The following is an 11,584-nucleotide window of genomic DNA, read 5'->3' as shown; positions in this document are numbered from 1 at the left end:
GGGGAGCTGGGGGAGTCCGAGCGCCACGCGCCCGCGCGCGCGACGGGAGGAGACCCTCAAGAAAAGGAGTCTTTGCTGGTGATCAAGGTGATCGCGGTCGATGATGTGGCCGAGAACCTCGTCGCGCTGGAGGCGCTGCTCAGGCGCCCCGGGCTTCAGATCCTGACGGCGAGGTCCGGCACGGACGCGCTCGAGCTCCTGCTCGTGCACGAGGTCGCGCTGGCGCTCATCGACGTCCAGATGCCGGGCATGTGCGGGTTCGAGCTGGCCGAGCTCATGCGCGGCGCGCCGCGCACGAGCGCGGTGCCGATCATCTTCGTCACGGCGGCGCCCCACGATCGGACCCGGCTCTTTCGCGGGTACGAGGCCGGCGCGGTCGACTTCCTCCACAAGCCGATCGAGCCGCACGTGCTCCGGAGCAAGGTGGACGTCTTCGTCGATCTGCACCGGCACAAGCAGCGGCTCGACGAGCAGGTCGGGCTGCTCCAGCAGGCGCTCCAGCTCAACGAGACGCTCGCGGCCGTGCTCGGGCACGATCTCCGGAGCCCTCTGTCGGCGATCACCACGGCCGCGTCGATGATCCTGCGCGGCCCTCCGGAGCCCGCGGCGCAGCGGGCGGCCGAGCGGATCCTGCGCTGCAGCGCGCGCATGGCGCGCCTCATCGAGCACCTGCTCTGCTACTCGCGGACGCGCCTCGGCCAGGAGCTCCCGATCGAGCCGCGGCCGGTGGATCTGATGTCGCTGTGCGCGGCGGTCCTCGACGAGCAGGAGCCCGGCGCCGCGGGGAGGTTCCACCTGCGAGGCGAGGGCGATCCGGGCGGGCACTGGGATCCCGATCGCCTGGCGCAGGTCCTGTCGAACCTGATCGGCAATGCGCTGCGACACGGCGCCTCCGGCACCCCCATCGAGGTGCGGGTCGACGGCAGCCGCCGCGAGGAGGTCCGGCTCCGGGTGCGCAACCAGGGCGCGATCCCGCCGGAGATCCTGCCGAGCATCTTCGAGCCGTTCCGGACGACGGCGGGCGGCCGCGCCGCCACCGACGGGCTCGGCCTCGGGCTCTACATCGTGCAGCGGCTCGTGGAGGCGCACGGGGGCAAGGTCGTGGCGGCGTCGTCGCCGGCGGAGGGGACGTCGTTCGAGGTGACGCTGCCCCGGAGGGCGCCCGCGGCCGGCGCCTAGTACGTTGTCAGCTAGTACGTTGTCAGCGAAGTTCATCCCGGGATCGTTGCTCCGGCCCCTCCGCGACGACCCCGGGACGAGCTTCGGTGACGCCCGTGTGATGCCTTGTTGGGCCGCGTCCGCCACCCGTCAGGAGAGCACTTCAGGAGCAGTCTTCGCCCCGAGGACGTTCTCGATCCAGCGGTCGAGGGTCGCGACGTCCGAGCATGCCTGGATGCGCGCGCGCTCGTCCTCGGCGAGCACGATCCCTGCGCGCGCGAGCAGCCGCAGGAGGGTTTCCTTCTTGCCCTTGAGCTCGCCCGCGCGCATGCCCTCGAGCTTTCCCTCGCGCATGCCCTCGAGCTTGCCGCGGTCGATGAGCTTCTGTACGAACGGGGGAAGCTTCGCCTCGCCTTCGATCTGCCGTTCCATGACCAACGCCTCCAGCGCCTGCTGCATGGGTTTACGCAACCCGTCCCAGATGAGCTGAAAATAGACCATCGCGTGTTCCTGGTCGAGCCGGCCCAGGGCCGCGAGCGCCGCCTGGAGCACGGTGAGCCCGTTCGGCCCGTTGCCGTGCGCCACCGCCGACAGCACGGCGAGCTCGGCCTCCATTTCCGCTTCCGCGTCGGCCAGGTCGGTGAGCTCGGGGACGACGGCCGGACCGAGCACCAGCGGCTTGATGGTGCCGAGGCCCAGGCCGAGGTCGATGCTCTCCGCCGCCCAGGCGGCCACGCCGGCGTCCGGCGCGACCACGAGGACGACCGCGCCGCAGCGCCTCCTGGCGCGCACGCCCGTGACGTACGTCGGCCACGAGAACTTCTTGTCCGGGTCCACGTTGCGCTGGACCTCGAGGACGATCGCCAGCACGAGCGCGCCCTTCGCGTCGCGCAGCTCGAGCACGAGGTCCGCGCGGAGCTCCGCCGGGACGAGCTGGTCGAGCGACGACTCGGCCACCGCGACCGAGGCGTGCGGCGGCACCTCGACGTGGAAGAGCGTCGCGAGGACATGGGGCGCGAGCTCCGGGCGCTCACGGAACATCTCGACGAGGGCGTTGTGCTCGAGCGTCGGCATGATGTCGGCCTCGCGCATGCCTCATGCCGATGCGAAACGACGGGAGAACGCGAGGAGAGAGGCTGCTCAGGGGGTGGCGGCGCCATGGCGGCAGCGCGGTGCCGTGCCGCCGGGCCGAACGACCCCATCGTTCTCCTCCGGCTCGTGCGCCATGCCGAGGTCGACTCGGCCCTGCCCCCGCGCGTCGTGGGGGTCAGGGCATCCAAGCGGGGGTGCCCCAAGCCCGGGGAGACCGGCTCCGGTGGCCGGGGGTCTGGCCGTGGGCGCAGACGCTTCGCGAGCGCGGGCAGCGCTGTCCTCGCCCGTGCCGCTGCCCCGCTCCTGTCGCTGCTCGCGGACCTGCTCTCGCAGCCACGGCACCGTGAAATCGCGTCTCGGCTCGCGGCCCCGGTCGCCGCGCGTGGTGCGCTCCCGCTCGATGTGGCCGAGCGCTTCGCTGCCCTTCCGGACGCGCTTGTGCTCGGCGGCGACCTTCCCCGGGTGATGAGCGCCCGGAAGGCGCCGGCGCCGATCGCCTCGGGCTGGATGCCCTCGACATCGCCATCGACGCCTGCTTCCGCTTGGTCCAGGCGCTGGAGCAGCGCGGCTGCCAGAGCGGTCCGCGCGTCGCCTGGCAGGCGTGGCGCAGTCGCCAGCGCGTCTTCCCAAGCATGCCTGGAGCATGGCACACGACATGGCGCTACGGCGAGCCGTGCGCCGACGCGCCGGCCGCCGTCTGAACCGGGGCGAACCAGCCAACCGGGGCTGGGGCTGGCAGGGCGAGCAGCGAGGTTCGTTGGGCCGCATCAGGGAACACGAATGAGCCGAGACACCTGCCGGTAGAGGTGTTCCCGGCGCTCCGAACGATCCTCGGCATGATGAAGCCGACGGTGGCAGTTCGGGCAAAGAGCTACCGCGTTTTCCACTGTGTCGGCGCCGCCATCGGCGAGCGGGAGTACGTGATGAAGCTCAAGATATGGCTCGCCGTCATCCCCGACGAATGGAGCCTCTTGCTGGCACAGCTCGCATCGCCCGCGGGCCTCCTTCAATACCCACGCCTTCACGATCGGGCTTCGCACGTAAAGCGTGCGGGCTCCTAGCGTGGACCTCGCAGGGACCTGTTCTCCCTTCGGGCGCTCGAGGGAGCACAGGTTCCGGAGACGCCCTGCTCGCAGATCGAGCTCATTGGGATCGGTCGTCGGTTCCTCAAGCTCCGCCGGAATCACAGATTCCCGTAGGACGGTGGACTGCTCGCGGCCACCCGGTCCAGGGCTGCCGGCCGAGCTTGCCGCATCTCGCGCAAAGGCCAGGACGGCCTCGAAGCTTGCCTCAGGTACGCGGGAGACGGTCACCGGGGATTGTCGCTTTGTCCCAAATACCGCACACATGACATCTCCGAGCGGCTTGAAGTCGATCCCGAACGTCTCTCGCAAGAAGCAGACCTCGGCGCTGGCTTGCGGGTTTCCTCTTGGGTAGGGGGTGATCGGAGCGGCGAACCGCTCGCCTCCTCCAAGGACGACGTGGTCTGGATGAACGGACTGGACCATCGCCGTACCGAGAAGACCCCACCTGGGTTCGGAGCGCGGGCTCATGTTGTGACCAGTCCAGAGAAGCACGTGGTCCCCCGGTCGCATCTCGCCATACAGCGTCTTCGGCCTGCTGTTCCCGATAGGCCACGAAAAGGTGCTGCTGCCATCGTCGAGGATATGCTGCACGTCCTTCAGCGCGACGTGTCCGGCCGACCCGTTGTTGACTCCAAACCACCAATGCCGCGAGGATCCGTCTCCTTGCGCCTGCGGAGGAGGCGATGGCCTCGGGCGTGCCTCGTCTCGTGTCGCGTTCTCCATGCGGGGCGGCCTCGAAGGGTAGGCTGGCTCCGGCAAGGAGCGATGGAGAAGCGTCCCAAGGCAGATGCCGACGGCTGGCTGGTGTTTGTTCCGGCTCTCCGGCCGGAGTGCGTGCCGCGCCACCCGATCGAGTAGAGCGAAATGCAGGGGTCTGATGCGCGGCCACACGGACGCGGATTCGGCGGTTGGAGTATAGAAAACATTCGTCGTGGGCGGGCGCTTGTAATGTGCCCACTCGCCCAGATCCGGGCTCACGCCAGGGGCATGAAGTAGGCTCGCTGCCGACTCCGACGAGTCGATGGCGGCCTGATCCAAAGCAAGCCAGATTCGACCGCCTCCGATGGTAAGGACGATCAGCCCGCCTCCACGCAATCGCAGGTGAGCGTCCTCGCAGTAGGCTCCCCAGTGTGCAGGGCCTTGCTGATGCAAGCGCTCCGCCGAGTCTGCGAAGATGGACAGGCATGCGGTCCGTCTCGCCTCGTCGGGCAGAATTCGAGCAATGTGCCTTTCCACCTGCTCGGGGGTCGCGAAATCACTGTGTCCGGCCGCTGGCATTGTCCGCTCCTGTTTGGATGAATCCTACGCCAGGTCCATCGGCCCGGCCGCCGCAACTCGCGCTCACCCCGCGCCCACGCTCACCCCGCGCCCAAACGAGGCCACCACCCTCGGCGGCATCCTCCCGTCGAGGAGCGCCAGGGAGGGGCGGGGGCACGCGGCCTCTCACCGCGGGGGAGATGAAGCTCGTCCAGGCTCAACAGCTCGCGCTCGTGCTGGCGAGTTGGCCCGCTATCTCTCGCCGGGGAGGGCGACCGGCCCCGCGAGCTCCTCGAGCGTCCGGCTCAACAGCTCGAGCTCCACGGCGGCCTCCTGGAAGCGCCGCTCGCCGAGGAGGCGCAGGTAGCTCCCGAACGACTCGTTCGCCCGCTCCGCCAGGCCGCTCACCGCGTCCTCCGCCTCGGGCACGCCCGGCAGGCCCGCCGTGGCCGGCGCCGGGGGCGGCCCGCCCTCGACGAGCCCGCGCAGCGCCGCGTCGAGCGAGCTCGCGTAGCTCATCCGGTCGCCGTGCATCACCACCACCACGCGGAGCTCCGGGTACGCCGCCGTGTCCGCCTGGAGGAAGATGGGCTCGACGTAAAGGAGCGTGTCCTCGATGGGGATCACCAGCGCGTTGCCCCGGATGACCCTCTGCCCGCGCTGGCTCCACAGGGAGAGCTGCGCCGACAGCACCGGATCCTGATCGATCTTGGTGTCCATCTGCTGCGTGCCGAGCACCCGCGTGTCCTTGGGGAACCGGTACGCGAGCAGGCGCCCGTAGTTTTCGCCGTCGGACAGGCCCGCGAGCCAGCCGATGAGCACCTGCCGGTTCTTGGGCGTGAACGGCAGGATCAGGGTGAACTCGGGCCGCCCCTCGCCCGGCGGCCTCCACATCACGTGATAGGGCTCCAGCGGCTGGACCTGCTCGTAGTACTTCTCGGTCGCGCGGACCCAGAGGTCCTCCTGGTTGTAGAACACCTCGGGATCCGTCATGTGGTACTTCGCGTAGACGAGCCCCTGCGCGAGGAGGAAGTCCTCCGGATACCGCACGTGCGCGCGGAGCTCGGCCGGCATCTCCTCCCTGGGCAAGAGGAGGCCGGGGAAGATCCGGCTGTAGACCTGGACGATCGGATCCTCCGGCTCGAAGACGTAGAGTCGCACCGAGCCGTCGAAGGCGTCGACCACCGCCTTGACCGCGTTGCGCACGTAGTTCGCGCGGCGGAGGTGGTACGTGAGCCCCGCCCGCCCTCCGGGCTCGTCCGCCATGTCGACCCCGGTGTCCTCGGCGCTGAAGAAGCTCTCGCTGTAAGGGTAGTAGCTGGACGTGGTGTACGCGTCGAGGATCCAGTACAGCCGACCGCCGGCGACGACGACGTACGGATCGCGATCGAGCGCGAGGAACGGGGCGACGGCCCCCACGCGCTCGCGGATCTCGCGGCGGAACATGATGCGGCTCTCGTCCGTGGGGATGCCGGAGACGAGGAGCTTCGTGCCCCCGAGCTTCCACCCGAAGAGGAGCTTGCGGAAGAAGCCGTCGATCTGGATCCCGCCGGTGCCCGCGTAACGCGTGTAGACGTTCTCCGCGCCGCTCGGGTGGTCGAACTCGGGCTCTCTGGAGTTGACCACGACGTAGCCGTGGGTGGTCTCTCCATAATAGATCTCCGGCCGCTCGATCTCGAGCTCGGGGAAGGCGGAGACGGGCGGGATGTCCTTGATGAGGAGGTTCGGCTGCCCGTCGTTCGTGAAGTCGTGCGCCGAGGCCATGGCGACGCCGTAGCCGTGCGTGTACTTGAAATGCCGGTTGACGAACGTCTGGTGCTCGCTCGGCAGGTTCTCCGCGCTGAGCTCGCGCGGGGCGAGCATGACCTGCCGGTAGCGGCCGCCGGCGGTGTAGCGGTCGATGTCGACGCCGGGCATGTCGTAATACAGGCGGATCGCCTGGAACTGGTGCAGCACGGCGTCGAGCGCGCGCGGATCCCAGAGGCGCACCTCGGCGACCAGATCCTGGTTGTTCGCCAGCGTCTCGGCGGTGAGCCGGTCGGAGACGGGGAACTCGGTGGCCTCCACGTCGTGGAGGCGGAAGCCGGCGCGGGTGAACGCGATGCTGTGCGCGAGGTAGGGGCGCTCGAGCGCGAGCTCGTTGGGGACCACCTTGAGCCACTGGACGAGCGCCGGGAGCACGAGCAGGCCGAGGATCCACGGCCCGGCGACGAGGAGCGCCGGCAGCGCGGCGAGCCCCAGGACGGCGCGCCGGTGCGACCGCTGCTCGGCGCCGGTCCGGCGGACGAGGGCGCGCTGCACCGGCGGCAGGAAGAGCGCGAGGCCCACCAGCGCGGCGACGGCGGCGACGATCCGGGTCGCGGGCAGGCGCACGTGGACGTCGGTCCAGCCCGGGCCCACGACGACGCCCCAGGGCGAGTACAGGAGGTGGTAGGCCGCGAGCCAGCGCCCCCAGGCGACGACGAGCGCGAGCGCGCCGAGGGAGAGGAAGAGCGCGCGGAACCGCGCGGCGCCGGCCGGCACGGGCTCGCCGGCGGCCTGCCGCGCGGTCGTGTACTCGGCGTCGCGGACCGCGCCGCCGAGCGCGATCAGCGCGAGGCACCAGAGCAGGAAGTAGAGCGCGTCGTGGAACGGCAGCGAGAACAGGTAAAACGAGGTGCTGCGGCCGAGGATGGGGTCGCGCGCGTCCGTGGGCACGCGCTCGAGGAAGCGCAGGATCAGCTCCCAGCCGGCGAACCCCCAGACGGCGCCCAGCGCGGCCCCGAGCACGGGCGGGAGGCGCCGCGCCCCGCGTGATCGCGCGGGGAGGGTGAGCAAAAAGACGACGAGCCCGCCGAGCGCCGCGGCCGCGAGCGCCGAGAGCAGGCGGGCCAGCACCTCCTTCCAGAAGCGCGCGGTGTAGCCGAGCTCGGCGAACCAGAGGTACTCGCCCCAGAAGCTCAGGAACCCGAGGAGCGCGACCGTGCCGGCGAGGAACAACGCTCCCGCCGCGACGAGCGAGCGCCGCCGCGCCATCAATCCCCGTGCGAGCAGGGCTGCTCCGGCGGCGATCAACACGAGGATGAAGAGAACGTACATTCGATGCCTCTCCGGCCACGGGCCCCGCGGGGCGCGATGGGGTGTGGTGCCCCCGGGGCGCAAGGAGCAGGCCCGATCCAGCGCTGCGGAGATGTGTCGGCGGCGCACGGGCGGGCGAGCCAGGTCGCGGCCGAGCCACCTGCGGAATGCCGGTCGCGTCCGCCTCAACCGCTCTGTCGCGTCCGCCTCAACCGCTCTGTCGCGTCCGCCTCAACCGCTCTTGAGCGCGAGCGTCTGGAGAGCCTCGACGAGCCGTTGATGCGTCTCCCTTTGCTGCGCGATCAACGACTCGAGGAGCTGCGCTACCGACGTTGGGGCGGCGGGGCCCAGGCCACCGCCTTGCGACAACGCCACGAGGAGGCAGGCGACCGTCGCGCCGGCGTCGGGGACGATGACGACGTTCACATTCCTGGCGTCACCGCGGTTGTGCCCCGACGAGTTCCTCTGGGAGGCCGAGGACCGACTGGCTGAATCTCCAGCGTCGGCGTCGGCGTCGGCGTCCGCGTCGGTAGCGGCATCCGCGGCGGCGTCGGTCGCCGCAGCGGCAGACGTGGCCACGGCCGGATTCCTGGATGCGGCCGAGTTCGAGGCCGAGGCGGCGTTCCCCGCCACCTCGGCTTCCGCCTCTGCTTCTGTCTCGGCCTCTGCGCCGCCGCCCTGATCTGGCGAGGGCTGCTCGGTCGCCGCGCCGCCCTCTGCGGCTCGATTCCTCACGTTGTCCGCCGCGTCCGTGGCGGACGGGTCGTCTCCAGGCATGGCCAACCCTCCTTTCAACTCCTGATCGGTTCGTTCAAGCTCGCCCTGGATCACCCCGTCGCGCGAGGAAGAGCGGCTTTCCCCCGGGGCGTCCATGGCGCCAGCGTGCGGCCTGGTCAATGACCGGCGGCGTCCGTGGGGCCCGGGGCCAGGAGGAGCGGAGGACGCCTGTCAGGTGTCCGCGCGGGCGTGAGCGGGAGCGCAGGCGTCGACGTGAACGTGGTCGCTGTCGCCCGCGGAGCGCGATCGCCGCCGCGGGTTACCCGTCCTCGCCCTCGTTCCCCCCGCCGAACCACCGCTGCAGCGTCCGCCGATCCACCCCCAGGAGCGCCGCCGCCCGCTGCTTCTTCCCCCCCATCCTCCGCAGCACGATCTGCGCGTACTCGCGCTGGAGCTCCTCCAAGCTTATCATCCGCTCCGCCGCGATCTCCAGGAAATCCGGCGCCCCCCGCCGGGCGCGCACCCCCTCGGGGAGATCGTCCGGCGAGATCCGCTCCCCGTCGCAGAGCGCCGCCGCCCGCTCGATCGCGTTCTCCAGCTCGCGGACGTTGCCCGGCCAGTCGTACGCGAGCAGCCGCTTGATCGCCGCCCCCGAGAACCCCGCGATCGGCTTGCCCGCATGCGCGGCCGCCCGCGCCAGGAAATGCTCCGCCAGCGGCACGATGTCGTCCGGCCGGTGCTTCAGCGGCGGGATCGCGATCTCGATCACCGCGAGCCGGTAGAAGAGGTCCTCGCGGAACACGCGCTCCGCCACCGCCGCGCGCAGATCGCGGTTCGTCGCCGCGATGACCCGCACGTCCACCCGCTCCGCCGCCACCGCGCCCACCGGGCGGACCTCCCGCTCCTGCAGCGCGCGCAACAGCTTCGCCTGGAGCGGCAGCGCCAGCTCGCTCACCTCGTCGAGGAACAGCGTGCCCCCGTCGGCCTCCTGGAACATCCCGGGCCGGTCGCTGCGCGCGTCCGTGTACGCGCCCTTGCGCACCCCGAAGAGCTCCGCCTCGATGAGCGACTCCGGCAGCGCCGCGCAGTTCACCGCGACGAACTTCCGCGCCCGGCGCCGGCTCTCGCCGTGCAGCGCGCGCGCCACGATCTCCTTGCCGCTCCCGCTCGGGCCGCTCACGAGCACCGTCGCAGGGCTCGAGGCCACGCGCTTCACGAGCGCGATCACCTCCTCGATCGCCCGGCTGCGCCCCACCATCCCCGCGATCGAGAACCGCTGCGCCACCTCCGAGCGGAGCGCCGTCAGCTCGACCGTCATCGCGCGCTGCCCGAGCGCGCGCTCCATCCGGAGCGCCATGTCCGCGGGCTGGAACGGCTTCGGGAGGTAGTCGAACGCCCCCGCGCGCATGGCGCGGACCGCCGTGTCGATCGAGCCGAACGCCGTCATCGCGATGATCGCCGTCCGCGGGTCGAAGCGCGCGATCCGCTCGATGAGCTCGATCCCGTCCATCTCCGGCATGCGCACGTCCGTCACGACCAGGTCGAACTCCCCCTCCTCGAGGAGCGGCAGCGCGAGCAGCGGTGCGGTCAGCGTCACCGCCTCGTGGCCCAGGTCGCGCGCGATGTCCGCCACGAGCTTCGCCATCTCGAGCTCGTCGTCGACCACGAGCACCTTCGCGCGCGCGCTCACGCCCGGACCTCCGCGCGCCCGGTCAGCGGCGCGGCCGCGGCGCGCGGCAGCGTGACCCGGAAGCAGGCGCCGCCCCGGCCCGTGCGGACGAGCTCCACCGCGCCGCCCGCCTCGCGGACGATCCCCTCGACGATCGCCAGGCCGAGCCCGGTGCCGCCGCGATCGCCGCGCGACGTGAAGAACGCGTCGAAGATGTGCTCGGCGAGGTCGGGGGGGACGCCGGGCCCCCGGTCCTCGACCTCGAACGCCGCCCTGCGGGCGTCGCGCTGCTCGATCCGCACCGTGATCTCTCCCCCGCGCGGCTGCGCCTGCGCGGCGTTCAGGCAGAGGTTGAACATCACCTGGAACAGGTGGTCCGCGTCGAGCACCACGTGCACCGGCGCCTCGTCGTGCTCGATCCTCGTCGTGATCCCGCGCTGCCGGCACTCCGGCCCGAGGAACGAGAGCACCTCGCGCGCGACCTGCGCGACGTCGCTCCCGCGGCCGAGGATCCTCGGCGGGCGGGCGACCGAGAGCAGCCGCGCCACCACGCGGGAGATGCGCTCGGACTGCGTGGCGATCGTCTCCAGCTCGCCGCGGACCGGCTCGGGCCACCCGGGCTGGTCCGCGAGGCGGCGGGCGCGCGCCAGGATGACGCCGAGCGGGGAGCCGATCTCGTGCCCGATCGAGGCGACCACCTGCCCGACGGCCGACAGCGCGTGCGCCTGCTGCAGCTTGCGCTCGACCGCCGCCCGGGCCGCCTGCTCCTGCTCCAGGTGTGCGCGCGCCTCGGCGAGCGAGGCCGTCATCGCGTTGAACGCGCGCGCGAGCCGCCGGAGCTCCTCCGCGCCCGCCTCCGGCACCTTCACGCCGAGATCGCCGCGCGCCACGCGCTCGACGCCCGCGACGATCGCGCCCGCCGGGCGGCCGACCGTCGCCCGGCTCGCGAACGCGGCGATCAGGGCGGTGACGGCGAGCAGCGCCGCCCCGGCGAGCGCCAGCCCGCGGTTCGAGCTGCTCGCGAAGGCGTCCAGGTACCGCAGCTCCCGGACGACGACCGCGACGACCGACAGCCCGCGCTGCGAGAACGTCACCGTGCGCACGAGCGCCGGCGCCCCGCCGAGCGTCCGCTCCTCCTCGATCTCCGTGCCCGTCGAGAGCGCCCGCCGCGCGAGCGCCGCGAGCTCGGCCGACGCGCCCACGATCGGATCCGTCACGAGGATCGGGCCGCCGTGCTCGTCGAACGCCGCGATGCCGAGGATGCGATCGGCCTGGGCGAGCCGCTCGATGCGCATCTTGAGCAGCTCCACCTGGCCCCGCTCGACCGCCCCGCCGATCGCCGCCTCGACCAGGCTCGCGTGATGGCGCAGCTCGGCCGACGCCTGCCGGCGGAGGAACTGGTGCCGCGTCGTGTGGATCGCCGCCCCGTAGAGCGTCACGGCCAGGACGATCGGCACGAGGAGCATCAGCCAGAGCTGGAGCGTCAGCCCCATCGTGCCGTGTCCGGTCGGGCGTCGCGCGTTCATGCGATCCATTGTCCCAGGTGCGA

The 11,584-nt window shown here is 71.5% G+C and carries 7 protein-coding genes; 1 reads left to right on the top strand and 6 read right to left on the bottom strand.

Features of this window, described 5'->3' with window-relative positions:
- The first annotated feature begins 78 nt into the window (after window positions 1–78).
- Entirely contained in the window at window positions 79–1,179 is a 1,101-nt protein-coding gene (locus tag WMF31_RS21705) for a hybrid sensor histidine kinase/response regulator (RefSeq protein ID WP_436603780.1), read from the top strand.
- Between the two features lie 129 nt (window positions 1,180–1,308).
- On the opposite strand, the gene WMF31_RS21700 is transcribed toward WMF31_RS21705, so the two are convergent.
- The 6 genes from WMF31_RS21700 to WMF31_RS21675 all read right to left on the bottom strand — a co-directional run bounded on the left by WMF31_RS21700 (window position 1,309) and on the right by WMF31_RS21675 (window position 11,561).
- Window positions 1,309–2,232 carry a hypothetical protein gene (locus tag WMF31_RS21700; protein ID WP_436603779.1) on the bottom strand — a complete coding sequence of 308 codons (924 nt, stop codon included), beginning with the start codon at window positions 2,230–2,232 and terminating at the stop codon, window positions 1,309–1,311.
- A 785-nt stretch (window positions 2,233–3,017) separates the two neighbouring features.
- Window positions 3,018–3,599, bottom strand: a complete 582-nt coding sequence (locus WMF31_RS21695; RefSeq protein WP_436606583.1) for an HNH endonuclease — start codon at window positions 3,597–3,599, stop codon at window positions 3,018–3,020.
- A gap of 1,245 nt (window positions 3,600–4,844) precedes the next feature.
- Window positions 4,845–7,670, bottom strand: a complete 2,826-nt coding sequence (locus WMF31_RS21690; protein WP_436603778.1) for a UPF0182 family protein — start codon at window positions 7,668–7,670, stop codon at window positions 4,845–4,847.
- A gap of 210 nt (window positions 7,671–7,880) precedes the next feature.
- Window positions 7,881–8,426 carry a hypothetical protein gene (locus WMF31_RS21685; protein WP_436603777.1) on the bottom strand — a complete coding sequence of 182 codons (546 nt, stop codon included), beginning with the start codon at window positions 8,424–8,426 and terminating at the stop codon, window positions 7,881–7,883.
- 259 nt (window positions 8,427–8,685) lie between these two features.
- On the bottom strand, window positions 8,686–10,056 hold the full coding sequence (locus WMF31_RS21680) for a sigma-54-dependent transcriptional regulator (RefSeq protein ID WP_436603776.1): 1,371 nt from the start codon (window positions 10,054–10,056) through the stop codon (window positions 8,686–8,688).
- The gene (locus tag WMF31_RS21675) at window positions 10,053–11,561 is read right to left on the bottom strand and encodes a sensor histidine kinase (protein ID WP_436603775.1); all 1,509 of its coding nucleotides are present in this window, start codon (window positions 11,559–11,561) and stop codon (window positions 10,053–10,055) included. The genes WMF31_RS21680 and WMF31_RS21675 overlap by 4 nt, the downstream gene beginning before the upstream one ends.
- Window positions 11,562–11,584 lie beyond the last annotated feature (23 nt).

Source organism: Sorangium sp. So ce1036, from assembly GCF_051369805.1.
Classification (GTDB): Bacteria; Myxococcota_A; Polyangia; order Polyangiales; family Polyangiaceae; genus Sorangium; species Sorangium cellulosum_F.
This window is presented reverse-complemented; position numbering and strand designations above follow the sequence as displayed.

What these genes read in the sequence shown, in the direction of transcription:
- WMF31_RS21700 (WP_436603779.1), bottom strand. Translation starts at nt 2,232, where the DNA reads ATGCCGACGCTCGAGCACAACGCCCTCGTCGAGATGTTCCGTGAGCGC.
- WMF31_RS21695 (WP_436606583.1), bottom strand. Translation starts at nt 3,599, where the DNA reads ATGTGTGCGGTATTTGGGACAAAGCGACAATCCCCGGTGACCGTCTCC.
- WMF31_RS21690 (WP_436603778.1), bottom strand. Translation starts at nt 7,670, where the DNA reads ATGTACGTTCTCTTCATCCTCGTGTTGATCGCCGCCGGAGCAGCCCTG.
- WMF31_RS21685 (WP_436603777.1), bottom strand. Translation starts at nt 8,426, where the DNA reads ATGCCTGGAGACGACCCGTCCGCCACGGACGCGGCGGACAACGTGAGG.
- WMF31_RS21675 (WP_436603775.1), bottom strand. Translation starts at nt 11,561, where the DNA reads ATGAACGCGCGACGCCCGACCGGACACGGCACGATGGGGCTGACGCTC.